The organism is Robertmurraya kyonggiensis (assembly GCF_005116465.1).
GTDB lineage: Bacteria > Bacillota > Bacilli > Bacillales > Cytobacillaceae > Robertmurraya > Robertmurraya kyonggiensis.
In genome coordinates, this window is record NZ_SWBM01000002.1 from 107,151 (window position 1) to 130,800 (window position 23,650).

23 protein-coding genes and 1 riboswitch are annotated in these 23,650 nt (G+C 38.9%); of the genes, 17 read left to right on the top strand and 6 right to left on the bottom strand.

Going from position 1 to position 23,650, the window contains the following annotated elements; all coding sequences use genetic code 11:
- Nucleotides 1-3: 3 nt before the first annotated feature.
- On the top strand, nt 4-618 hold the full coding sequence (locus FA727_RS11730; protein WP_136831144.1) for a hypothetical protein: 615 nt from the start codon (nt 4-6) through the stop codon (nt 616-618).
- Between the two features lie 73 nt (nt 619-691).
- On the opposite strand, the gene FA727_RS11735 is transcribed toward FA727_RS11730, so the two are convergent.
- Nucleotides 692-1,792, bottom strand: coding sequence for a DUF2804 domain-containing protein (locus FA727_RS11735; RefSeq protein WP_206663837.1), 1,101 nt, complete (start codon nt 1,790-1,792; stop codon nt 692-694).
- Between the two features lie 151 nt (nt 1,793-1,943).
- Between FA727_RS11735 and FA727_RS11740 the strand changes: the two genes are divergently transcribed.
- A complete protein-coding gene (locus FA727_RS11740) occupies nt 1,944-2,285 on the top strand; it encodes a zinc ribbon domain-containing protein YjdM (protein WP_136831145.1) in 342 nt (113 codons plus the stop codon).
- Between the two features lie 46 nt (nt 2,286-2,331).
- On the opposite strand, the gene guaD is transcribed toward FA727_RS11740, so the two are convergent.
- Nucleotides 2,332-3,696 carry a guanine deaminase gene (gene guaD, locus FA727_RS11745; RefSeq protein WP_136831146.1) on the bottom strand — a complete coding sequence of 455 codons (1,365 nt, stop codon included), beginning with the start codon at nt 3,694-3,696 and terminating at the stop codon, nt 2,332-2,334.
- 206 nt (nt 3,697-3,902) lie between these two features.
- Nucleotides 3,903-4,004: riboswitch (purine riboswitch) on the top strand.
- Between the two features lie 140 nt (nt 4,005-4,144).
- Between guaD and FA727_RS11750 the strand changes: the two genes are divergently transcribed.
- The 10 genes from FA727_RS11750 (at nt 4,145) to FA727_RS11790 (ending at nt 13,188) form a co-directional block, all read left to right on the top strand.
- On the top strand, nt 4,145-5,500 hold the full coding sequence (locus FA727_RS11750; RefSeq protein ID WP_136831147.1) for a nucleobase:cation symporter-2 family protein: 1,356 nt from the start codon (nt 4,145-4,147) through the stop codon (nt 5,498-5,500).
- A 16-nt stretch (nt 5,501-5,516) separates the two neighbouring features.
- Complete coding sequence (locus tag FA727_RS11755) at nt 5,517-6,527, top strand: aromatic ring-hydroxylating dioxygenase subunit alpha (RefSeq protein WP_136831716.1); 1,011 nt, start codon at nt 5,517-5,519, stop codon at nt 6,525-6,527.
- A 258-nt stretch (nt 6,528-6,785) separates the two neighbouring features.
- Complete coding sequence (locus FA727_RS11760) at nt 6,786-7,385, top strand: hypothetical protein (RefSeq protein ID WP_136831148.1); 600 nt, start codon at nt 6,786-6,788, stop codon at nt 7,383-7,385.
- Entirely contained in the window at nt 7,382-7,540 is a 159-nt protein-coding gene (locus FA727_RS24050; protein ID WP_158318843.1) for a hypothetical protein, read from the top strand. The genes FA727_RS11760 and FA727_RS24050 overlap by 4 nt, the downstream gene beginning before the upstream one ends.
- A gap of 486 nt (nt 7,541-8,026) precedes the next feature.
- A complete protein-coding gene (locus FA727_RS11765) occupies nt 8,027-8,845 on the top strand; it encodes a tyrosine-type recombinase/integrase (protein ID WP_136831149.1) in 819 nt (272 codons plus the stop codon).
- Nucleotides 8,846-8,939: 94 nt separating this feature from the next.
- Complete coding sequence (locus tag FA727_RS11770; protein ID WP_194138532.1) at nt 8,940-9,827, top strand: glycine betaine ABC transporter substrate-binding protein; 888 nt, start codon at nt 8,940-8,942, stop codon at nt 9,825-9,827.
- A gap of 84 nt (nt 9,828-9,911) precedes the next feature.
- Complete coding sequence (locus FA727_RS11775; RefSeq protein WP_136831151.1) at nt 9,912-11,045, top strand: ABC transporter ATP-binding protein; 1,134 nt, start codon at nt 9,912-9,914, stop codon at nt 11,043-11,045.
- A gap of 1 nt (nt 11,046) precedes the next feature.
- Nucleotides 11,047-11,682 (top strand): ABC transporter permease, encoded by a 636-nt coding sequence (locus FA727_RS11780; RefSeq protein WP_136831152.1) that lies wholly within the window; start codon nt 11,047-11,049, stop codon nt 11,680-11,682.
- A gap of 552 nt (nt 11,683-12,234) precedes the next feature.
- Nucleotides 12,235-12,681: a hypothetical protein gene (locus tag FA727_RS11785; protein WP_136831153.1), complete on the top strand. Its 447-nt coding sequence runs from the start codon at nt 12,235-12,237 to the stop codon at nt 12,679-12,681.
- 18 nt (nt 12,682-12,699) lie between these two features.
- The gene (locus FA727_RS11790; protein ID WP_136831718.1) at nt 12,700-13,188 is read left to right on the top strand and encodes a PTS sugar transporter subunit IIA; all 489 of its coding nucleotides are present in this window, start codon (nt 12,700-12,702) and stop codon (nt 13,186-13,188) included.
- A 51-nt stretch (nt 13,189-13,239) separates the two neighbouring features.
- On the opposite strand, the gene FA727_RS11795 is transcribed toward FA727_RS11790, so the two are convergent.
- Nucleotides 13,240-14,766 (bottom strand): glycine betaine uptake BCCT transporter, encoded by a 1,527-nt coding sequence (locus tag FA727_RS11795; RefSeq protein WP_136831154.1) that lies wholly within the window; start codon nt 14,764-14,766, stop codon nt 13,240-13,242.
- A 33-nt stretch (nt 14,767-14,799) separates the two neighbouring features.
- Nucleotides 14,800-15,465: a hypothetical protein gene (locus FA727_RS11800; RefSeq protein WP_136831155.1), complete on the bottom strand. Its 666-nt coding sequence runs from the start codon at nt 15,463-15,465 to the stop codon at nt 14,800-14,802.
- Between the two features lie 220 nt (nt 15,466-15,685).
- Here FA727_RS11800 and FA727_RS11805 point away from each other — a divergent pair, with 220 nt between their 5' ends.
- The 4 genes from FA727_RS11805 (at nt 15,686) to FA727_RS11820 (ending at nt 19,924) form a co-directional block, all read left to right on the top strand.
- A complete protein-coding gene (locus FA727_RS11805; protein WP_136831156.1) occupies nt 15,686-17,410 on the top strand; it encodes an L-lactate permease in 1,725 nt (574 codons plus the stop codon).
- A gap of 120 nt (nt 17,411-17,530) precedes the next feature.
- Nucleotides 17,531-18,298, top strand: coding sequence for a nucleotidyltransferase domain-containing protein (locus FA727_RS11810; RefSeq protein WP_136831157.1), 768 nt, complete (start codon nt 17,531-17,533; stop codon nt 18,296-18,298).
- Nucleotides 18,299-18,555: 257 nt separating this feature from the next.
- Nucleotides 18,556-18,903 (top strand): PadR family transcriptional regulator, encoded by a 348-nt coding sequence (locus FA727_RS11815; RefSeq protein WP_136831158.1) that lies wholly within the window; start codon nt 18,556-18,558, stop codon nt 18,901-18,903.
- 1 nt (nt 18,904) lies between these two features.
- Nucleotides 18,905-19,924 (top strand): HAAS signaling domain-containing protein, encoded by a 1,020-nt coding sequence (locus tag FA727_RS11820; protein ID WP_136831159.1) that lies wholly within the window; start codon nt 18,905-18,907, stop codon nt 19,922-19,924.
- 7 nt (nt 19,925-19,931) lie between these two features.
- Here the strand turns inward: FA727_RS11820 and FA727_RS11825 are convergent, their stop codons facing one another.
- Together FA727_RS11825 and FA727_RS11830 are read right to left on the bottom strand one after the other, a co-directional pair.
- Nucleotides 19,932-20,792 carry a hypothetical protein gene (locus FA727_RS11825; protein ID WP_136831160.1) on the bottom strand — a complete coding sequence of 287 codons (861 nt, stop codon included), beginning with the start codon at nt 20,790-20,792 and terminating at the stop codon, nt 19,932-19,934.
- 269 nt (nt 20,793-21,061) lie between these two features.
- Complete coding sequence (locus FA727_RS11830; RefSeq protein ID WP_136831161.1) at nt 21,062-22,105, bottom strand: F0F1 ATP synthase subunit beta; 1,044 nt, start codon at nt 22,103-22,105, stop codon at nt 21,062-21,064.
- Nucleotides 22,106-22,337: 232 nt separating this feature from the next.
- Here FA727_RS11830 and FA727_RS11835 point away from each other — a divergent pair, with 232 nt between their 5' ends.
- Nucleotides 22,338-23,627, top strand: a complete 1,290-nt coding sequence (locus tag FA727_RS11835; protein ID WP_136831162.1) for an NCS2 family permease — start codon at nt 22,338-22,340, stop codon at nt 23,625-23,627.
- Nucleotides 23,628-23,650 lie beyond the last annotated feature (23 nt).

The window sequence follows — 23,650 nt, forward strand, 5'->3', positions numbered from 1 at the left end:
GATATGAAAAGCACTAACTCAAATGAGATTAAGAGGGGACAAGCGATTTCCTTTCGTGTCCCTTCTGATATCCCAGATCATCTATTAAAGCATTTGCAAAAGCTAAAGGAAGTAGAAAGAAGGAATTTTTCCAGTAAAATTGCTGAGTTTGTGCTACGTGGGGTCGGGCAATCTTTTTCAAAGGAACGGGAAACGATTACGCTACCTCTTCCTCATAATTTAAGTAAGTCACAACGAGATTGGTTAAAGCATGAGCACTCGGAGGCTTTGTTAGGTACCATTGTCTATCAGCTTTTAACAGACCCCGTACGTGCGACGTCTCTGCTTGCATCATTAACTAGTAACTCTTTAGATATCAATGAGGCCCTCTATTTGCAAGAAGTCTTGCCCAACGAAGAGGACTCTTCTATGGAGGAAGAGTTTGTAGCAGGTGACTATTTGCAGGCGATTGAGGAAACGGCTGTTTCTGAGGAATCTGATAAGATGGACGATTTGGACTCGTTTGAATGGGATAGGGCGACCCAAGACTTTTCCATAGCAGAGGAAGAGGCGCAGGTAGAAGAAGAAAATGATTTAGATAATCTGCTAGGGGATTTTCTAAATGCGATGAATAAGTAGTAGGTTTATACACTAGAAGATCACCAGGATGGTGATCTTCTGTGCGTTATCCGATAAAGTTCGATAATCTTATTTAGAGGCGTGCTCGCATGGATTCACAAACACCGCGAACGCCGCTTACCTCATGACCTGCAACAGTGCCAGTGTAAGTGCCGACGAGTTGCCAGTAGTCGATTGATGCGACGACGAGTTGATGCATGACGTCCTTTCGATCCTCTGGAGTAAAGGTGACGTCAAGTCTTCCATCCGCTGATGTGATGTGCCATGGTGCGAGCGGGTCGTTAGACGCTTGTTTGAATGTAATATCCGCAAGAGGTTCGCATGCTCCTGGCGTCCACAGGCAAGACTCTTCCTCTGTACGGGGGACGATTGGTCTTTGAGCAAAGTTCGCACCAATTACTCCATCTGGGGTAATCGCCGCAAATGTGCCCCATAGCCAATTCGTTCGATAGGGAAGGAAGGTACGATGCTCGTCGAGAATAGCAATATCGCGGGATGAGTCAAAGCTGTAAGTGCGGTCACCGACCGTGATGCTGCCGGAAGCAGGATATGCGACTTTGTGCGTGTACATCGCTCCTCCCGGTAGAGGGGAACTCACGGATAGTGGGGCCGAAGCTTTTGATCCATCAAGCTCAAGGTCCATCTTAATTGCCGCCTGCTCTGCTGTTGCGTCGACAGACACTCGAATCCGGTGACGGCCGTTTGGTTGCTCTGCCCAATCATATGCGATCCAATATCCATTGGCATCGATCGCAGGAGCACTTGGAAAGAGTTCATGGGGAAGTTTCAAAGAACCACCGCGCACGTTACGGCTATGCTCGACCATGCCGTGCTTGTCGCGTACATAGATTTCCGAACTGGCCAAGTAGTGGGCTTCCTGAAGGATCATGGAAGACGATAGTTCTGGGTGTAGCAAAGTGAACCCAACCCACTCTTTAAGGCGAAATCTACGTAAACCTCTTGGAATTAGTGATGACTCATCTAACGGATCAACATCATATGGCCGTGTTTTGAATCGCCCATGGCGTCGTATGCCATCAACGATGAGAAGCTCTTCTTCCTCTTTTTCTGGTTCGGTATCGCTTTCAGTTTTATTCGCATCAGATGTACTTTCAGAATCTATAACGCTATTATCCTTTAGAACCTCATGTTTCACACGAGTCAACTCCTTCAACTATACATCACTCTATTATAACGAAAATTCAAAACTATTAAAATTTAATATGGTGGGTAAAAATAATGATCGATGGTTATAACTGGTTTTCCTTTTGACAGAAAAAAAGGTACTATTAGAGGAAACGTTTTTTGAGGAGGATCTACAAACAATGAGTAATTTACCTAATTGCCCAAAATGTAACTCTGAATATACATATGAGGATGGAGCTCTATTAGTTTGTCCAGAATGTAGTCACGAGTGGGAGCCAAATAGTGATGGGGCAAATGGTGATGATGAAAAGGTTATAAAAGATGCTAACGGGAATGTATTGAATGATGGGGATACCGTTACCGTAATCAAGGATTTGAAAGTAAAAGGAAGTTCATCTACCCTAAAACAAGGTACGAAAGTAAAAAATATCCGCTTAGTAGATGGCGACCATGATATCGATTGTAAAATTGATGGATTTGGTGCCATGAAATTGAAATCAGAATTTGTTAAGAAAATCTAACTAAAAGAGAAGCCAAACAAATAAGTTTGGCTTTTCTTTATAGATATTAGCGTGCATGAACTCGTTCACCCTGAACCCAAACTTCACGAATATTTTCTGGTCGAACGTTATAGATGATTTTTTGAAAAATATCGTACAAATCTTCGTTCGGATCAAAGATTGGGAGTTTGGTAGTTGGAACTTTTGTATCTATAATTTGGACATCCCACGCATAATTTTCTTCAATTCGACCGATGGGCAGGCTTAGGCTTTCTCCACCTCCAGCCGTTGCAAAATAGAAGGCATCGTTCATCGTAAGGCGGGAATTCGGAACTCCTCGTTCTTCGGCTGGAAGCTCTGCATTAACACCATCTTCTAGCATTCTAGAAGAAATCACGGCTTGTTTAGCATTATCATAAATACTCGGAGTGGCGCCTGCCGAAATGTCAGTTCCAAGTCCAATATCGATTCCCAAACCTTTAAATCGTTTAATTGGAATAACGCTATTGGCAAAGTAAGCATTGGATAATGGACAATGCCCAATTGCTGTGCCTGTTTTTGCAAATAGAGCAGCGTCTTGGTCTGATAAAAAATTACAATGGGCCATGACGGATTTATCGCCTAATAAGCCAAACTGGTGTAAGGCGAAAGCGTCATTTTTCCCATAACGTCCGTGAACATATTGGTGTTCCCAGTCGCTTTCACTGCAGTGCGATTGGATATGAGTATCGTATTTTTCTGCTAGTTCTCCTAAACCTTTTAAAGCCTCGTCTGTGCAACTTGGGATAAACCTTGGTGTCACAACAGGATATACCCCTTGTTTTACTGTTTCTCCTAAGTTTTTCACAGCAAGAATAAACTCTTCTGTATCTTTTAAGGCTGTTATTGTATCGAAATCTCGATAGTAGTCAGGATTTTGCTCGGGATCATCCATGACGACTTTTCCAATGAGTCCACGCTGTCCTTTTTTCGCACAAATCTCAGCAAGCAATAGACTTGCTTCTTTGTGAACGGTCGCAAAATAGAGGGCTGTCGTCGTACCATTAGATAGTAGAGTTTGAACTAAATCTTCATAGACATCTGTGGCAAAGTCTAAGTTAGAAAATTTCGCTTCGAGTGGAAATGTGTATGTATGTAACCAATCATGGAGCGGTCGATCAAGTGCAGTTCCGGATTGTGCCCATTGTGGGGCGTGAACATGTAAATCGACGAATCCAGGTAAAATATATTGGCCCTCTGCTAAGCGGTGGAAGTTTTTCGTACCTTCATATGAATCTAGAAAAAGTTGATATTCCGCGTCATTAGGGGCTATGATTTTTTCGATTATCCCATTTGCGTTTACACAGAATAGATGGTCTTCCAGTATTGCTACTTGTTCAGGAGCTTGACTTGTAAAAGCGGTGCCTAAGAAAATAAACGTATATTCATTCATTTTAATCACCTTAATGTTCGTATTTTAGTTCTATATTGGTCATTATATTGAAAATAATCGAGTGAGTCTATAAAAAATACGAATTATTTTTTGAAAAGGGAAAACCCTTGTCCCATCTGATATTAGCCCGAATTTTGTCCTAATACCCCTATCAAAACAGTGGAAATTCTCTTGCAATTGGGAAAGTAGGTGCTATACTACAATCATCAAAAAAATATTTCTTTTTTCATATAATCGTGGGGATATGGCCTACAAGTTTCTACCGGTTTACCGTAAATGAACCGACTATGAAAAGCGGAAGAGAAGATTGATCTTTTCTTTTTGTATTTCGATTGCCAAGAGCTCGAAGTACACTGCTTTTCTACCTAGTAGAAGGGGTGTGCTTCGAGCTTTTTTCATAGGAGTTAGATTATATGAGAATCACAATGAGGAAGAGGAGATTGGGTCAATGGAAAGTACTGCTAGAAAACTAGAAACAGAGGAAGTTAAGGTTGAAAAAACGCAAGTCTCTACGATGCAGTCTATATTCTTAGGACTTCAGCATGTATTAGCAATGGATCTTTTTATTCCGCCAATTATTTTAGCGGGATTATTATCTTTTTCAGTTCCTGATAGTGCACTACTCATTCAAATGACATTTATCGCTTGTGGACTTGCAACCATTATTCAAGCTGGATTTGCGATGAAGCTTCCAGTTATGCAGGGTCCTTCTTTCGTTCCATTAAGCGCTCTTGCTGCAATTGGAACAACTTCTGGGATAGGAGCGATGATCGGAAGTTTGATTCCAGGGGCATTGTTAATCGCTGTGTTAGGTTATCCACTTCGAGTTTTCAGTAAAGTGGTTAGAAAGTTCATTCCTCCGATTGTAGCAGGTACAGTTATTGTCGTTGTTGGGATTTCTCTTATGCCGAGTGCGATTAATTCAATTTATACAGCTCAAGGAAGCTTTGGTACAAATATGCTTGTTGCACTTATCACGGCGGCAGTTCTTATTTTCTGTATGTATGTAGGTGAAAAAGCGAAAACGAAATTAAAATATATCAAAGTAGCAGCAGTTATCTTTTCTCTCGGAATCGGGTCTATTACGGCTTCATTCTTCGGATTAGTTGACTTCTCATCTGTTGGAACAGCTTCATGGTTTCAAATGCCGAGTATTTTTGCATTCGGAACACCGAAATTTGAATTGGATGCCATTCTTATTATGTTGTCTATTTATTTTATCGTTACGATTGAAACAACAGGTACTTGGTTTACGGTTGGCAAAGTGACAGAAGAAGAGCTTACAGATAAGCGACTAAATGGTGGAGCATTTGGTGAAGGCTTAGGATGTTTTGTTGGGTCTTTCTTTGGAGGAACACCTGTAACAGGTTATTCTTCAAACGCAGGGATTATTGCGATTACTGGTGTGAAAAGTCGTAAGCCAATTATTGCAGGTGGAGTTATTCTACTAGTTCTTGGCATGATGCCGAAGTTGATGAATGTAATTGCAAGTATCCCATCGGTCGTGATCAACAGTGTGTTTGCGATTCTTTGTGTGGTTATTATGATGAACGGTTTTAAGGTTATAAAAGAAGTGCCGTTTACTGAAAGAAATATGCTTGTGATTGGTGTATCCATTATGGCTGCGATGTTTGCGGTATTAATGCCAGCTGACATTTTAAGCGGCTTGCCAAGCTTAGTTACGTATTTTATTTCATCTGGTACAGCAACTGGAGCGATTACAGCGTTAGTACTAAATTTAGTACTGCCGCAAAAACGTGAAGATAGCAGCTTAGTTAGCAATCCTAGTGTAAATCTTAACTAGAAGGGGAAGATTCATGATGCAGCAAGACCGCCTATGGAATGAGTGGCATCCAGTAAGCAAGGCAGTGGATCTATTGGACGATCCAAAACAAGTATTTGTTCTTGGGGAACGAGTGGTAATTTTTCGCAACGAAAAAGGGGTTCATGCCTTTAAAGATTTATGTATTCATCGCGGAGCGGCACTTTCACTAGGAAAAGTTAAGAACGGCAATCTGGTTTGTGCATACCATGCGTGGGAGTATGATTGTGCAGGGGCTTGTGTGAAAATCCCGGCCTTACCGAATGACCGACCGATACCAACGAAAGCGAGAGCAACGGTGTATCATTGTCAGGAGCAATATGGATTAATTTGGGTCTGTCTAGGTGATGAACCGGCACCACTTATATCCTATCCTGAATATACACTAGATGGTTATCATACGGCGATTTGCGGACCTTATGAAGTGAAGGCGAATGCACCAAGAATAATAGAGAACTTCTTAGACGTATCGCATTTGATGTTTGTACACCAAGGGATGCTTGGAGACAAAGAGCATGCCCACGTGGCTGATTATGATGTGAAGTTTTTGGACAATCACTATATCACGAGCAAAATTCCAGTATATCAACCTAACCCTGATGGACGCTCAAAGGGTGGGTATGCGAATTATGTATACGAAATCTTAAATCCAACAACTGCGCGTTTCACGAAAACGACGGATGGTTCGGATGAAGAGTTTACGATCTTGGTTGCAGTAAATCAGGAAGATAATGAAAAATCGAAGGCGTTTATGCTTTTAACGCGAAACTATGATTTGGATAAGCCGGATGACACTTTTATTGAATTTCAGGATTTGATTTTTAATCAGGATCTCGATATTGTTGAAAGCCAAAAACCAGAACTTCTTCCATTAGATTTGCAAGCTGAATTGCACTTGAAGTCAGATGCGCTCACAATTGCTTACCGCAGATGGTTGGACGAGCTTGGTGTGGAGAATGGCACGATTGCGATTAGTGAGGAAAAACGAAAAAGAAGAGTTGTGAAGTAATGACTTCCTGAAGGCTTGATGAAATAGTAGGTAATTAGTAAAATCCAAGCAGAGTATTAAATGAGATTAAATACACAGGACTACAAAAGCCACAAGATAAATAAAATATCTTGTGGCTTTTGTTATTCGAAGGACTCTTTGAATATTGGTAGAACTAGACTAAATTCATTATTAAATAAGTAAATAAATGTGAATAAAATCATTGGTATTCTATCCCTTAAATGGTAAATTCTAATTAAAAATAAAGAGATTAATAGAATGGAAAAATTAATATTATTCCATGGAAATACAGAGTCCGCAATAAATGAAATTATTAACAGTGGAAATATTCCTGAAAAGTTTATTTCAAAAGGGGATACTTATTTTTTAGGTGATGGGTTTTATTTTTACAATGATTCCATACAAGCTAAAGTATGGGCAAAAATGAAGGTAAGTAGAAATACAAAATATATAGGGCAAAACTGGGCAGTATTAAAGTGTGAAATGTTTTATAACGAAGAGCTCTTTTTAGACTTAGATAAAAGAGAAGAACAGAATTTCTTTTTTGATGAAATGGTAAGATTAAATGATCAGATTCTAGCAAAGGATTTGGAAATTGAGGAGTACAATGATGCGTATTTGTGTAATCATTTAACAAATAGGTTAGATTTAGAAATTCTAACAAAAACCTTTGTATATAAAGATAAACATAAAACACTCCCTACACTTTTTTCTAATAAAAAGAACTCTCCTTATTCAATAACTAGGCATTTTAGAACAGAGAAACAATATGCAATTAAGCAAGATAAGCTTATTATTTCTTTCGAAAAGATAGAATCGGGAAAATCTGTAAAAAAGGGAAGAGGTGAGGCAAATTGAGTAAAGTAGAAATGTGGAAATCAAAAATGGATTTTTACTATAAGAAAGTGTCTACCGACAGACTTAAATTTGATCTTGAAACATCAGGATTTAAATTAAATCAGGATAATAATAAAAGTGAACAAATAAAATGGATAAGTATTATAAAAGAGTGACTAAGGAAGAACTAAAAAAAGATTTAAAAAAAGCAGGATTTAAAATTAAGTAAAAGAGTAATTGTCTTTTAATTTCCATTTCATTTTATATGTGTTCGTTTTTGTGAACATAACATAGTAACCTACTAATTTATCGTTACTGAAATAGCCAATAGTACAAGTGTGTCTCAGAATCATCTGGGGCACATTTTTTTATCTCTAAAAAAGTTTGAATCCTGGATGAATGGGTTATAGAAGAAATCAAGATGAGTATCGTGTCTGTGGATTTTTGAATCAAAGTAAAGGGGAGGATGTTTGAGAATAAGGGAGGATTTGTAAGGGATCAAGATGGTAATCTGGGCTCATCTTAAATAATAACTGAATTTTAAGAAAAATAAAAGAATTTGAAGTTTGTGTAAGAATTATTTTATTTTTATAATATATTCATCGCAGAATTATTTTCATCATAGAATTTCAAATTTCGGATTTCACATGTAGGTGTTAGGTATGAAAGGGATTTTGAAACAATACGAAGACTATCTTAAAAGAAAGGACAAAGAAGAAAGCACCATTAAAATGTATGTTCAAATAGTAACTCATTTTATTAGATGGTTAGAATCCAATCAAAAGCGATTAGAACACTTAACCCGAAATGATGTTCTAAAATATCGAGAGCAACTGCAAGAAAAAGGAATTAAAGTTTCCACTATAAACAAACTAATTTCCACATTACGCACATTTTTAGTATGGGCCACTCAAAACAACTTCGTTCAAATGAACACACCAGAAAATCTTCGCCTTCATGAATATAAAAGCAATCACGTTAAATGGCTTACCACCGATGAAGAATCCAGTCTCCTGAACCTTGTATCCTACGAGAAAAATCCTTACAAAAAGGCTCGCAATGAAGCGCTTATCTACGTGTTACTGTACACAGGGTTGCGAGTCGACGAAATGGCGCAACTGCATACAGAAGCTGTCACTGAAACAACGATTCAAGTCTATCATGATGGCAGTCTTTCCAGAGAAATCCCTTTAATTCATAAAGTTGTAGATAAATTGAATACTTGGATTGATATAAGAAAAAAGGTTTATCGCAATAGTCCATTTTTGTTTGTGACGGAACGATCGGGGAGGATGCAACCGAGATCCATTCAATTTGTCATAGAGGTGTATAGTGAAAAACTTGGTTTTCCAATTACTTCGCAAATACTCAGAAATACCTATTGTCGGAGATTAGTTGAGGCTGGTCATCCAGTGGAACAGGTGAAACAATATGCGGGGCATAAAACCATTGCTACGAGTTACAAATTTTTTAGGAATTGATTCATCATCGCGACCTATCCTTAGTAATTTCAAACTTCCTATAGAGCAAAAAAATAAAAAACGAGGGGGAAAAACATTGAAAAAGCTTATTTCAATGGTGGTAGCTGCGTTTTTACTTTTTGGACTTGCGGCTTGTGGAAATAATGGAGGAGAAGCTGAACCTGGAAAAATCGTTATCTCTGGGAAGGAATTTACTGAACAAGTCATTCTTACCCATATTTTGGCTGAGTACCTTAAAGCGAATACAGATTTAGAGGTGGAAGTGAAGGAATCATTAGGTGGAGTATTCGTATTACAAGAAGCGATGAAGCAGGGCGACATTGATATGTACGTAGAGTACACGGGAACTGGCTATTTAAATGTACTGAAGAATGAATATAAACCAAGTCAAAGTCCAGATGAGATCTATGAAAGTACGAAAAAAGGGTATGCAGAGGAATTTAATGTTGCTTGGTTAGAGCCGTTAGGATTCAACAATACGTATGCTCTTGGTTTAAGAGGAGAGCTTGCTAAAGAATTAGGATTAAAAACATATTCTGACCTTGCAGCACACGCTTCGGATTTATCTTTTGGAGCAGATCCAGAGTTCTTTGAAAGAGGAGACGGGTTTGATGCGTTAGCAGAAGCATATGGCTATAAATTTGCTGCAAAGAAAAATATCGATCCAGATTTACAATATACAGCGGCAAAGGATGGGGAAATTGATATCATTACGGCCTTCTCAACGGACGCACGAATCGATCAATATAATTTAACCATTTTAGAGGATGATAAAGAATTCTTCCCGCCTTATTACGCGGCGCCAATTGTTCGACAAGAAGTTTTAGATGCAAACGAAGGACTAGAGGAAACGATTAATAAGCTCGCTGGCATTTTATCGGATGAGAAAATGAGGGAGTTAAATGGCCAAGTAAACTTGGATAAGAAGCAACCTAAGGATATAGCCATTGAATTTTTACAATCAGAGGGATTAATAGAATAATAGCTTACTACTTAAGATAAAAATGCTGTGTTCCTGCAAGGTACACAGCGTCTTTTATAAAAAGAAAAATGAGAGGTGAAGGTATTGATTAAATTTGAAAATGTCACCAAACAATATGATGCGGGCTCTGTGGCGTTAAACAATATAGATTTAGAGATTAATAAGGGAGAGTTGGTCACTCTTATTGGCCCAAGTGGATGTGGAAAAACGACGACGATGAGAATGATTAACCGTTTGATCGAACCCACTTCCGGAAAAATCTACATCGATGGCGAGGATGTCTCGAAGATTGATCCCGTTGAATTGAGAAGGAATATTGGCTATGTCATTCAACAAATTGGCCTCTTCCCCCATATGACCATTGAGCAAAATATTGCCTTGGTTCCGAGACTGAAAAAATGGGATCCATCAACATATAAGAATCGAGTAGATGAACTACTAGAACTAGTTGGATTAGACCCTTCGACTTTCAAACACCGATATCCTTCAGAGTTAAGTGGCGGACAACAACAGAGGATAGGGGTCATTCGTGCTCTTGCTGCTGAGCCGGATATTATCCTCATGGATGAGCCATTTAGTGCCCTTGACCCCATCAGTAGGGAGCAGCTCCAGGACGATATCGTGAGTTTACAAGAAGAGATACACAAAACAATCGTATTTGTTACTCACGATATGGATGAAGCGATTAAGATCGCCAATCGAATTGTGATTATGAAGGATGGCGAGATTGTACAAATTGATACACCAGATAAGATCCTAAGACGGCCAGAGAATGATTTTGTTAGAGGATTTATTGGAGAAGAGCGATTAAATCAACGAGTTGCCAACCTGCCAACAGTAGTAGATTTGATGCATTCAAACGTTATCATGTCATCGCCAAAGCGTGGATTAGCCGAAGCCTTTCATCTCATGAAGGAGAAAAAAGTAGATAGTCTATTTATAACCGATAAAGCAAAGACATTCTTTGGAGCGGTTTCTCTTAAAATGGTAGATGAAAACTATACGGATGAAAGTCTAACATTAGCAGATATTATGAAGTCGGATATTAAAACATTAACGACGGATGCTGTTCTGTCAGATGTTGCAGAGCTTTTTCATGAAAATGATATCGGGACAATTCCAGTCTTAGAAGAGAATAAGCTGATTGGCATTGTGACGCGCTCAAGTATGATGCGTGGCTTGGCAGAGTGGAAACATAGAAGTGGGGGGCAAGATTAATATGGAATTACTCAATACATTTGTTGATCGTAAAACCGATATTTGGATTGCTTTTCAAGAGCATATTTTTTTAGCTGGGATTGCGATGATTATAGCGATTGTCATTGCCGTTCCACTAGGGATCATTTTGACCAGATATAAAAAATTTGCCGAGCCAATCATTGGTGTAACCGCAATTATTCAAACAGTACCTAGTCTAGCATTACTAGGGTTTATGCTTCCTATTTTCGGCATTGGTAAAGTACCGGCTGTCATCGCTTTAACCCTCTATGCACTTCTTCCCATTCTGCGTAATACGTATACAGGAATCCTTGGTGTTGATCCAGCTCTTGTCGATGCAGGTAGAGGGATGGGCATGACATCTAGACAAATACTCTTTATGGTCGAACTTCCGCTGACGTTACCTATTCTAATGGCGGGTATTCGAACAGCTACTGTACTGACAATTGGTGTCGCGGCTCTTGCCACTTTTATTGGTGCCGGCGGACTAGGTGATTTAATTACGAGAGGACTAAATGTGATGGATAAGAACCTCATTTTAGCTGGAGCAATCCCTGCAGCAATATTAGCGATTGTGTTTGATTTTGCTTTAAAGAAACTGGAGGATAAAGTAACTCCAAGAGGTTTGAAATCGTAGATAGTTTCCCTTCTTCTTCTAGAGGAAGGGAATTTCTTAATTTTCGACAGGTGTAGCCACTTACCGGAGAAATTCCGTTTATTTTGAAAGATTAATGGTTATTAGGTGAAATAGACGGAGATTTTCCGCTAATTGACCTAAAAAGCCTTAAAATCACTAAAAGTGTATAGCTTAAAAGGAAAAATTTCGCTTATTTATAGAGAAATAGGTGAATTTCTTGATTTAGCCGGAAATTTTTCGCTCATTTTTCAATCCAATAAAATCAACACCCACCTTTAAAAGAGCTTTTGTAAAAAGGTATTCAATGTATGGTGTATTAGTCTTCATTATATTGAAACGTTAATATATAGGCACAACAGAATATGATAATATAAGAGAAGTCCCAAAGGTAAGGTCGATCGAATAGAGAGTCTTGGTGCGAGTGCACCAATGGGACAAATTAAGTGTTCAAATTACATATAAGCTTTAAGTAGACCCTGAAAGAAACATCAGAAAGCCATGCTCTAAATAGGGGGTATCTGTATTTTGCGCTTTAAAAGGAGCAGGAACATCGTGACTACACAGCCAAGCAAGACAAATAAATGGTATACAACGATTCTAGTTTTAACGATTATGATTCCAATTGCTTATATTCTCTATTTGTTTCTAATGGTCCAAAATGGGAATCAAACGATAGAAGAATTAATGAATACTCAACCAATTTATGTTGTACTTTTACTTGTAAGTTTTATTAACCCAATATGGGGGCATTTTCTTAATCAAATTCCAAAAGAAGAACGCGTGAAAAAAGGGAGAGGGGATCGCTTCCTCAGTCTGATGCTGATTTCTCAAATTGTTGTGGGAAACCTCATTATGGCATTTCTCGTTTTTATCACAAAAAGAAATCTCCCTCAATCTTCAAATACGCAGCCGTTAACAGCATTTGAAAAAACAGTGGCGAGTATTTTACTTGTTTTATCCCTATTTTCGGGATTTGTTTTACTAAAATTAACTTTGTAGAAGGCGGTAGAATGAATGATGTTGTCAAAATTATTTGGAAAGAAAAACAATAAGGTTACGATTTTTTCACCTGTAGATGGAGAAATCGTTCTATTATCCGAAGTACCAGATCCGGTTTTTGCGGAAAAAATGATGGGAGACGGCGTGGCCATTAAGCCATCCAATGGTATAGTTGTTTCTCCGATTGAAGGAAAAGTAGTTCAAGTCTTCCCAACTAAGCATGCTGTAGGACTTGAAACAAAGTCTGGTGTTGAAATTTTAATCCATATTGGACTTGAAACTGTGGGTATGGAAGGCGAAGGCTTTGAGGCGCATGTTGAAGCAGGTGCTACTGTAAAACTCGGAGATAAGCTCATCACGTTTAATCAGGCTCTAGTGAACAAAAAGGCCAAAAGTGATGTCATTCCGGTTATCATTACGAACACAGATCAAATGAAGACGATCGAAAAAGTAGGTGCACAATCTGTTCGTGCAGGGCAGGATGAAGTGTTAAGTATTGAAGTTTGATCGTAGATATGAAAGAAGAAGGTGTCCATTATTTGGATACCTTCTTCTTCGTTATGAATGTTGAACACTTCTCTTTTTGCCTTTGTATATCTCTATTTCACTTTCGAGCCCTTTTTGTAAGGAAAAGCACATGAAAACCAAGATTATCGCAAAAGGGAGAGCGGCAGCGATAGAGGCGGTTTGTAATACGTCCAATCCGCCGGCAATAAGTAATACGGCTGCCACAGCAGATTGAATAACACCCCATGTCATCTTAATTTTGTTTGATGGATTCAGGGTTCCACCTTCACTTAACATCCCTAATACAAATGTTGCCGTATCTGCAACCGTAATATAATAAATGGCGATGACGGCAAATCCAATAATGCTTAAAAGGGAGCTCAATGGAAGCCGATCAAAGAATGTAAAGATCGAAAGGTTCACGTTTTCTGCAATCTGTTTGGCTAACTCATGGTTCCCAGCAGCTTGAACAATCTCAAGAGCAGATCCGCCAAAAACAGACATCCACAGACATGTTCCAAGCGTTGGGAAAATCAATACGCCCACAACAAATTCCTTAATCGTTCTCCCTTTGGAAACACGGGCAATGAACATGCCGACAAATGGAGCCCAAGCAATCCACCAAGCCCAATAAAATAAAGTCCATGAGGCAATCCATTCTCCGCCCCCAAAGGGATTTAACCGTAAACTCATATGTAGAAAATCACTAATATATAGACCTGTCGTATGGAAAAAGACTTTAATAACCGTCAAGGCTGGACCAACAAACAAAATCAACACCATGATCACAAGCGATAAAATGATCGCGGCATTGGATAGATATTTGATGCCTCTTTCCAATCCAGTGTTAATCGAAATGATAAAAAGTACTGTTCCAACAATAATGACTACCAGTTGTATCAACAGCGTATCTGGAATGCCAAAAATGGCATGCATTCCGGAAGTAATCTGCATAGCCCCAAGTCCCAAAGAGGTGGCGATTCCGAATACAGTCGCAAAAATGGAAAGGATATCAATGGTTTTTCCGATCGGTCCGTAAATTTTGTCGCCCAAAATAGGGTAGAAGGCAGAGCTAATAGAGGCTGGTAGCCTTTTATTATATTGAAAAAATGCAAGAGCAAGTCCGATAACCGTGTAGATGGCCCATGGGTGTAATCCCCAATGGAAAAAAGTGAATTTCATGGCGGTATCGGCCGCATCAACCGTAAAACCTTTCCCATAAGGAGGAGATGTATAATGGGTTACTGGTTCGGCGACGCTCCAGTAGACAATACCAATTCCCATACCTGCTCCAAATAACATAGCAAGCCATGAACCCGTACTGAAATCTGGTTCTTCATTTTTACGGCCAAGGCGAATATTTCCATACTTAGAGAACAATAAATAGATGGAAAAAATAACAAAGAATAAAGTAGAACCTAGATAAACCCATCCAAGATAATCAATGGAGCCGTTATAGACAGCGTTTGTGACGAAGGTAAGATTATCTGTAAAGAAAGCTCCCCAGACGATGAAAATGAGGGTGAGAAATAAAGAAAGAATAAATACACTATTTTCTTTGAATTTACTTATATTCATAGAGACCTCCATGGAAGAATGCTGTATATAAAGTTAGTTATTGAATGGATTATATTGAAATTCCCACATGTCACTATTCATCAACTCTTCATGTGGTATTTCTAATTCACCTCCAAGATAGACGGTGTGTCCTTTAATGGCGACGACCATAGCTTCTATCAGCACATCATTATCCTTCTTTTTGTATACGTCCCCTAATTGGACGGAAAGGTCGCTGTATGGATGGATGATTTGTGACTCCGTTTCGTCCAAGTTTTCATCAGCATTCACCATGTCTTTATAATCAATGGGATGGCTGTCAGGAGCACGCCCCGGTACCATCAGTAAGTACTCGGAATGCTTGATCCCGTTTAAATCACTCGTTATGACTCCTTTGCTATCAATCGTTTCAACCGTTTCGATTTCATTTAAGGAATAGTGATCTAACGTATCTGGCACTGGATTATTTATTAAAATCAGATCGCCTGCTACAGGCCTTTGGTTATTTCTAAGCGTGTAGACCTTATGGTTAAAAATAAAGCTGTCATTTTCTCTAGGGATATATCGTTCCACGCTCGCGGCATTGGTAATATGCTGTGATAAATCTCTTAGCTTAATCAGATGAATGGACAGTTTATACATTGGTTTGACCCCATATACCTTGTGTAGCTCATTGTTAAAGTATACAAACTGTCCTTTTCTTACTTGAAAAAGTTTCACCACTAAATCTCCCTTCGGTTGGATAGCTGATTTTCATTAATAGGATGTCTTATTTTTGGAAAATCATGACGTAAGTAGGATAAAGCTACCTGTCGCGCTGAGTAACATAACGAGGAAAGTTGGAAGAAGGACTAAGGCTCGTATAGAAATTGAATTTCAGTGTGCTAAAAAAAAGAGATGTCCCATATATTTGAATTACAAAAAGAAGGGAGGGAATAGTTTGGAATTTCATCAGCATTATGATCCAACGGGTAACGCATTTTTATCAACTCTTTTAGCAGCTGTTCCAATTTTAACTTTGTTATATCTATTGGCTTTGCATCCTCATAAGGATAAGCTAGGAAAAAGAATTTATGGAATTTCAGCACCAAAAGCTGCTTTGATAGCAGCGATCGTAACTGTATTTATGGCGATCTGGTTAGTAGATATGCCAGTCTCATCTGCGATAGCCGCCTTTGGTTACGGCTCATTCTTTGGCTTGATGCCAATTGGCTGGATTGTTGTCGCAGCGATGTTTTTGTATACGATTACATTGGTGAGCGGTCAATTTGACATCGTCAAATCTTCTGTTGTTCAGCTTTCTTCGGACAGACGTATTCAAACACTTCTCATTGCATTTTCTTTCGGGGCATTTATTGAAGGTGCGGCGGGCTTTGGTACTCCGGTCGCAATTGCCGGGGCACTGATGGCAGGACTTGGATTTCGTCCTTTGGCGGCAGCTGTACTATGCTTAATAGCCAACACTGCACCTGTTGCATTTGGGGCTGTTGGTACGCCGATTATTACGTTAGCCAATGTCACTGGTTTACCTGAAATGGCCCTGTCTGCGATGGCAGGTCGTCAACTTCCATTCTTCTCGATCCTTGTTCCATTTTGGTTAATTGCTACGATGGTCTTCATGCATAAAGGAAAGTGGAAGCAGGTTTGGGAAATTTGGCCAGCGATCCTTGTAACAGGTGTGAGCTTTGCCATCACCCAATTTGCAGTTTCAAACTATATTGGACCAATGCTAGTGGATATTGTTGCTGGACTTATCTCTTTATTAGCCCTAGTATTGCTCCTTAAAGTATGGCAACCGAAAAATAAATTTTATCTCCCTGGAGAAGAAGATGAAATCAAATCGTTGGAAAAGGAAAAATCATTATATACATCTGGTCAAGTAGCAAAGGCATGGGCTCCTTGGGCCATACTTACCATATTTGTATTCTTATGGGGTCTCCCGCAATGGAAAAATTTCTTGAACTCTATTAATCTTTTTGGCCTCAAATCCTTATATAACATTCCAGTACCGTTCTTGGATAAGCTTGTATTCCGTGGTCCACCACTAGTCACAGAAACCGTTCCTGAAGCGGCTGTGTATAGTTTTAACTGGCTTTCAGCAGCGGGAACAGGCGTATTCTTTGCTGCGTTGATAAGTGGTCTCTTCCTCCGTTTGAATAAAAATGGATGGAAACAATCAGTTGTGAGAACGGCCCAGCGGATGAAAACACCTTTAATTACAATTGCGCTGGTTCTAGGTTTGGGTTATACGACCCGATATTCAGGAATGGATGCCATTCTTGGGTTGGCTTTTACGAAAACCGGGGTATTATATCCATTCTTCGCAGCTATGCTCGGATGGCTTGGAGTGTTCCTAACGGGAAGTGATACCTCGTCCAATGCATTATTTGGAAGCATGCAGACGATTACCGCGAATCAGTTAGGACTCGATCCTGTTCTAATTGCAGCTTCCAACTCAAGTGGTGGAGTTATGGGGAAGATGATTGATGCACAAAGCATTGTCGTGGCAACCGCAGCCTGTTATGAGGATCGAACGGAAGGCGCGAATGCAGTCGGACCGATTTTCCGAGCAGTATTTTTCCATAGTATCGCCTTAGCTGCATTAATGGGAATACTCGTCATGCTGCAAGCCTATGTATTCCCATGGATGATACCTGATTACTAAAAATTAGAAACTGGCAAGTGGAGAAATTCCACTTGCTTTTTTAATGTGAAAATAAAAAAGGATTATAAGAGAAAATCTTGAATACATAGTAATAATTCTATTTTTAAAGAGGTTATTTTTATGAGTGATTGGAAGGTCGCATTGGAAGAGTTCTTAAAAGATTGGAAGGATCGAGATGATGTGGTAGGTGCGCTTGTATGTGGGAGTTATGTGACGGGAAACCCTTCAAAGCGTTCTGATATAGATGTGCATCTTATATTATCGGAGGATGCCGATTGGCGAGAGCGTGGGAACCAAGTTGTTCAGGGTTTTCTGATTGAATACTTTGTGAATCCACCAAGACAAATACGTGAGTATTTTGAAGATGATTTTTATAGTCGTAGAACGATGTCGATGGTTCAATTTATGACAGGGCAGACGTTATTCGATAAAACGGGTATTATACAAGAATTAAAAGACGAAGCTCAAGAGTGGATCAACAAGGAATACGGAGAACTTAATACAACCCTTTTAGAAATGAAAAAGTATGCCATTTGGGATGCGTTAGACAATCTAAAAGATTGTTTTGAACAAGAAAGACTAGATTTTCAGTTTGTGTATTATAATTCACTCGCAAAATTATTTTCGGAGTATAGCCAATTTCTAGGATTGGAAGCTATCTCTTTTTATCAAATCAATTCTTATCTGACAGATCCGACGTATTTAAAGAAGTACTTGAAAAAAGAATTTCCTGACGCTGAATTTAAGGTTGGTTATGTGAAAGCATTAGCTGAAATAGATAAGCAAAACATGATGAAAGCATACGGAGTGTTAGTGGAACATGTATTAGCAAAAATGGGTGGCTTTCAGATTGATGGTTGGAAATTACGAAGTTCAGTTGATGCTTGAAAAGTCGAGAAGGAAATTTAATACTTATTTACATGTTATTCAAAGGACTGATAAAACACCATTGGCAGTAAGGAATAATGAGAGAAACCTTAGAGAGCTAATTGAAAAATAATATCTAAAAGACCATTCCATCCGTATTGGAAGTGGTCTTTTGTTTGTATTAAGAAAAATATGTTTATAATATAATTAAAAAAATAATAATAAATCATTCACAATAGTGTGTGTTGTACAGTATAATAAAATCAGGAGTTGATGATATGAGCGATACAAACGAACATTTAGATAAATTAATGCAAGAATTACGACGCGGCACGCTTACCATCGGTGTACTAAGTCAGCTATTTGAGCCACAGTATGGATATTCTCTCGTTGCTTCTCTAGAGGAAAGGAATTTTCATGTGGAGCCAGGAACTTTATATCCTTTGCTTCGAAGATTAGAGAAGCAAGGTCTTTTAGAAAGTAAATGGGATACAAATGAAGCAAGACCTCGAAAGTACTATCTTTTGAGTGAAACAGGTAAAGAGGTATTTACGCAACTTGTAGATGAGTGGAAGAGCATGGTTGGTAGTTTGGAAAATTTGCTTCAAAACAAAGGAGGGTCATAAGATGGAGTTAATCGAACGGTATATTTACGCAGTCACCCACCGTTTACCCCAATCGCAGCGGGAGGATATTGCGAAAGAACTGCGTGGTCTGATTGAAGATATGCTTGAAGAACGAGGGCACGAAGGTCAAGTGACAGAAAAACAGGTCGAAGAAGTGTTGTTGGAGCTCGGTGATCCTCGAAAATTAGCTGATAAATATCGAGGAACGAAGCGCTATTTGATCGGACCAGAATTATTTGATCACTATTTGATGGTATTAAAAATTGCTTTAATTGCTACAGGTGTAGTGATAGGAGCTACGTTTGTCATTCAAGTTATGTTGGATCCATCTTCAATTTTAGAATCGTTCATATCTTTAATTGTCTCGACAGTCAACGGAATACCGATGGCCTTTGGATGGACGACGTTTGGATTTGCGGTGATTCAATTTGTAGGAGCGAAACAGCTTAATGTGAATCTGCAAGAAAAAAAGAGTTGGAACCCTTCAGATTTACCGGTAGTTCCTGATCCAAAAGGACGCGTGAAGCGGGGAGATGCCATCGCCGGAATCGTTTTTTATACGATTTTTATCGCGATTTTTGGTGTTTCCAATGAATACTTTGGTGTCTGGTTCTTTGAAGATGGAAAGTTTCATAATGTCATACCATTTTTCAATGAGGATTTGTATGGCTACTACTTCCTGTTTATCGTATTAATGTTTGGCTTTGGGATCATCAAAGAATGCCTGAAGCTGATTTATGGCAGATGGACGATGAAGCTAGTGATATTTACGTTAATCGTCAATGTCATTTCCGGTATTGGGTTACTATTTGTCATTGCTGAGCCAGCAATTTGGAATCCGAATTTTATGAGTCAGCTTGTAGAAAGTGGTCTAGTGGTTGCGCAAAGTGAGACTTATAATGTTATCAGTTTCATTTGGGGGAAAGTCACCTATTGGCTATTTATTCTATGGTTGTTCGCGTTAGTTTGGGATGTTATCGATGGGTATATTAGGGTTAGAAGAAGCAAGCGCAGTGAATGATTTCCATTCATTGCGCTTTTTCTATCTTATAGGACAACTCCCAGCGGTCATAGATCATAATAAGGGCAATTGAAGCTGCATAGCGTGATGCCGTCAAAAAATGATTCCAATCATGATAAATCAACCAACCTCTATGATAAGAAAACAGTGCAATTGCTATTCCGATGATCGTTACACAAGCGAAAACTAACGGTTTTAGTTTTGGTGAAATGACTGGGATAAAAATAGTAATCAATAAGCCTAAAATATCTCCTGTCACAAGCTCTCCCACGCGACAGTCGGTCATGAAATCCTGAAACCAACCAGGCCTGAATTGATACATTTTGAGTAGTGGCATGGCAAATATGGCGCTCGTCCACATGAGGATTGTATGTGAGAAACAGAATAGTCGGACACGGTAAGGTATTGGTGGAACGTAATTTGTGATTAGGGGTGCCAGAAATGCTCCAAATCGGAAACCAGCGAAAAAGAAAAAGGATGAATAGAGTATACTCCATTTTCTATATTCTAAATATCCTAACTTCAGGAAAATTAGTTCTAAGAAAATAAATGCAATGGCAAATGGAAGAATGACATTCCATGGATGTTTTGTTTTAGCGGCATAGTGAACAAAAATAATGAGTGTAAAGGGGAAAATTAAGAAATCTGAGAAAATAATTCCCAATTCATTTTCATAGATAGGGTTTGTACTTAAATGTGTTGGAAATTTATAAAGTTCCAGTATGAGATTGAACAATCCTTCGAAAATATCTGAACAAAGAACACCGATCACATATGCAGTTATTACAGAATGCCAGGAAAGCTGTTTTTTGCGAAGGAGCATAACCGTCCATATAAAAATAATGCCAAAGGTGAGCAGATATAACATCTTCATCCCCCCGTTCCAGTACTACTATTTTGTTATGAACATGAATTTTTATGCTTTTCTGAAGGAACTAGTCATGTATCTGGGAGTAGGAGAAGCGAGATAATTGATGAATTGGCAAAGGGATTTTTAATTAAAACGCTTACTTGAGTAAAAGTAAGCGCAGTGAATGATTTCCATTCATTGCGCTTTTTCTATGGGTTTTACATAAAGGTGGTGTTGTCGTATATGAGTAGTTGATAACACGACAGCAATCTATTTGATAACTAGGTTTAGAGACTTCCGATATAATTCAATGTTTTTAAGTCTTCCGAATCGACAGCTCCATCTAAAATTTTCCGAACATCATCTAAAGTGTCTTTGAGTTCAACGGAAACTCCTTTGATTCCGGTGTAGGGTTCAGCTACATAAAATGGTTGGGTGAGATAGGCTTCTAATCTTTCTCCTCTGTTAAATGTTTCAATTTCTGCTGTTGGAATCGAATTAGTGCCTTTCACGTTTACTAAAGAACGCAATTCACGATAACGACGTAAGAGTTTTTGGGCTCTTTGTTGAATAAATAAATGGTTTTGATCAAGATGTGCACCTTCTAATACGGAAGATGTTGAGTAGATTGGGTTTACGGCAGGAAATCGATGTCTTGCTGTGAGGTCTGCGTCAAAGTGCCATAATGTTTCAAGTGGCCCATAAGGGAGGTCTTCATCTACTACTTCTCCCTTTAAATCCAATAGGAATGTTGTTACTGATTGTACATTAACATTTTGGAACCGTTCTTGAAGTTCATATATTTCACCGGTTAGAACATGAGAACGATCAGCAGTAAAAATAACGTCATTTTTTGTTCCTAATTGGATGGTTTGTTCATAAGCTTTTTCGATGGAGTCTACAACGACATCGACATGCTCGAAGACATCATTTAACTCGGGATGATTACCTTCTGGCTTTAGTAAAATGATAGAATATCCTTCCTTTTTGAGCCTATAGAATAACTCACCAAGTAGAACAAGCTGACCCATTTTAGGCCTCGCGACTAATCCGATTGTCCCTCCTTTCGCAATAGGTGCAAACAAGTCTAACGTTTTGATTTTTGTTTCAATCATCTCAACCGACTCCCCTCTTAAAATTAACTCATCTAAACTGCATTGGGCTAATGATGCGAGAGCGACCAAAGTTCTTACTTCAGACCGGCCAATTGGAATTTTTCCGGTACATAGGTTTGACACTGTTGCAGGGCGTAAGCCGATTGATTTTGCTGCACTTGTCAGATTGGGCACTCTTCTACGAAGAAGTGATACATTTAATCTTAATTCATCCATTTGATTTCACCTCCTTACTTTAAAGAGTAATAATAATTACCTTTAAAAGCAATGTATTTTTACTCTAAAACGTAACTTTTTTTAGAATATTTAAAAAATGTTAATTAAAGGCTATCATTCTACGAATCTTGGCAGTTCGAGATATTTCTGTTAAAATATGTGTTTGTGGCTCACCTAATTTTTTAGGGAGAGCGGGTAGGGAGAGGGCTAATTGAATAGATAGGTATCAAATATGTTTAATCGATTTTTTCAGCTAGAAAAGAACGAGACAACGTTCAAACGAGAGATACTAGCAGGTGTGGTGAGCTTTTTTACAATCGTCTACATTATTGCGGTCAATTCACTTATTTTATCGGAAGCAGGAATTCCGCTTGAAGGAGCGATATTGGCAACGATTATTACCTCTTTTGTGGGCTGCTTGTTAATGGGATTTTGGGCAAATGCTCCGATTCTTCTCGTTCCAGGCATGGGTGTTAATGCGTTATTCTCTTACACGATTGTCCAATCTATGGGCATGTCATGGCAGGAAGCATTAGCAGTTGTCTTTGTTTCAGGCTTGATTTTCATGTTGGTTGCATTTTCGCGGTTTTCCAAAACCTTGAGTGAATCCATTCCGCAATCGTTAAAAGAAGCGATTACGATTGGACTTGGACTGTTCTTGATGCTCATTGGGCTTGAAAAGGGTGGAATCGTTGAAAAGGGGACAAACTCGATTATTGCGTTAGGAGAGCTAGGAGACCCTCAGGTGCTAGCGACTGTATTAACTTTTCTTATTGCAATCATCTTGTTTATGCGCAATGTACCTGGGAACTTTTTGATTACGGTAGTCGTGGGAACAGGCTTGGCTTGGGCATTTGGAATAATTGATTTTCAGCAGTCGGAAGCAGATGCTTTCTCCTTGTCTGATTATATGGGAGTTTTCGGTGCTTTTTCCTTTGATAATATCTTGTCATTAGGTTTTTGGATTGCGGTCTTTTCATTATCAATGGTACTCGTTTTTGAAAACATCGGATTGGTTCATGGGCATGTTTCTTTTATCGATCGTACGGATAAATTTAGTCGTGCTTTCCAGGCAAACTCAGTATCTGCTTTACTATCAGGCTTGTTTGGCTCAAGTCCAACGGTATCAACGGTAGAAAGCGCTGCGGGAATGGCTGCAGGTGGAAGAACCGGTCTTACGACTGTAACGACAGGTGTTCTATTTTTACTGTCGGCGTTTTTCATCCCAGTCATTAAACTAATTCCGAATAGTGCAATTGCACCCATCTTAATGATTATCGGCGGTTTGATGCTCCAAAACATTCGCAATTTAAATTTGAGCGACTTAAGTGAAAGCTTCCCAGCCATCTTTATTATTGCGATGATTCCTTTCACATATAGCATTGCAGACGGGATCGCGGTAGGTTTTATCCTTTATCCGATTCTAAAAATTGCAATCGGAAAAGCGAAAGAAGTCTCTTTCACTTTATATGTGATTGCTAGTTTATTTCTCTTTAATTTTGTTTTTCATGTAATCAGTTAGAATAGATAAATGTAAAAAGCTCT

Excerpts from the sequence above, each read along its gene's own strand:
- FA727_RS11730 (WP_136831144.1), top strand. The coding sequence starts at position 4 with ATGAAAAGCACTAACTCAAATGAGATTAAGAGGGGACAAGCGATTTCC.
- FA727_RS11740 (WP_136831145.1), top strand. The coding sequence starts at position 1,944 with ATGAGTAATTTACCTAATTGCCCAAAATGTAACTCTGAATATACATAT.
- guaD (WP_136831146.1), bottom strand. The coding sequence starts at position 3,696 with ATGAATGAATATACGTTTATTTTCTTAGGCACCGCTTTTACAAGTCAA.
- FA727_RS11750 (WP_136831147.1), top strand. The coding sequence starts at position 4,145 with ATGGAAAGTACTGCTAGAAAACTAGAAACAGAGGAAGTTAAGGTTGAA.
- FA727_RS11755 (WP_136831716.1), top strand. The coding sequence starts at position 5,517 with ATGCAGCAAGACCGCCTATGGAATGAGTGGCATCCAGTAAGCAAGGCA.
- FA727_RS11760 (WP_136831148.1), top strand. The coding sequence starts at position 6,786 with ATGGAAAAATTAATATTATTCCATGGAAATACAGAGTCCGCAATAAAT.
- FA727_RS11765 (WP_136831149.1), top strand. The coding sequence starts at position 8,027 with ATGAAAGGGATTTTGAAACAATACGAAGACTATCTTAAAAGAAAGGAC.
- FA727_RS11770 (WP_194138532.1), top strand. The coding sequence starts at position 8,940 with ATGGTGGTAGCTGCGTTTTTACTTTTTGGACTTGCGGCTTGTGGAAAT.
- FA727_RS11780 (WP_136831152.1), top strand. The coding sequence starts at position 11,047 with ATGGAATTACTCAATACATTTGTTGATCGTAAAACCGATATTTGGATT.
- FA727_RS11790 (WP_136831718.1), top strand. The coding sequence starts at position 12,700 with ATGTTGTCAAAATTATTTGGAAAGAAAAACAATAAGGTTACGATTTTT.
- FA727_RS11795 (WP_136831154.1), bottom strand. The coding sequence starts at position 14,766 with ATGAATATAAGTAAATTCAAAGAAAATAGTGTATTTATTCTTTCTTTA.
- FA727_RS11810 (WP_136831157.1), top strand. The coding sequence starts at position 17,531 with ATGAGTGATTGGAAGGTCGCATTGGAAGAGTTCTTAAAAGATTGGAAG.
- FA727_RS11815 (WP_136831158.1), top strand. The coding sequence starts at position 18,556 with ATGAGCGATACAAACGAACATTTAGATAAATTAATGCAAGAATTACGA.
- FA727_RS11820 (WP_136831159.1), top strand. The coding sequence starts at position 18,905 with ATGGAGTTAATCGAACGGTATATTTACGCAGTCACCCACCGTTTACCC.
- FA727_RS11825 (WP_136831160.1), bottom strand. The coding sequence starts at position 20,792 with ATGTTATATCTGCTCACCTTTGGCATTATTTTTATATGGACGGTTATG.
- FA727_RS11830 (WP_136831161.1), bottom strand. The coding sequence starts at position 22,105 with ATGGATGAATTAAGATTAAATGTATCACTTCTTCGTAGAAGAGTGCCC.
- FA727_RS11835 (WP_136831162.1), top strand. The coding sequence starts at position 22,338 with ATGTTTAATCGATTTTTTCAGCTAGAAAAGAACGAGACAACGTTCAAA.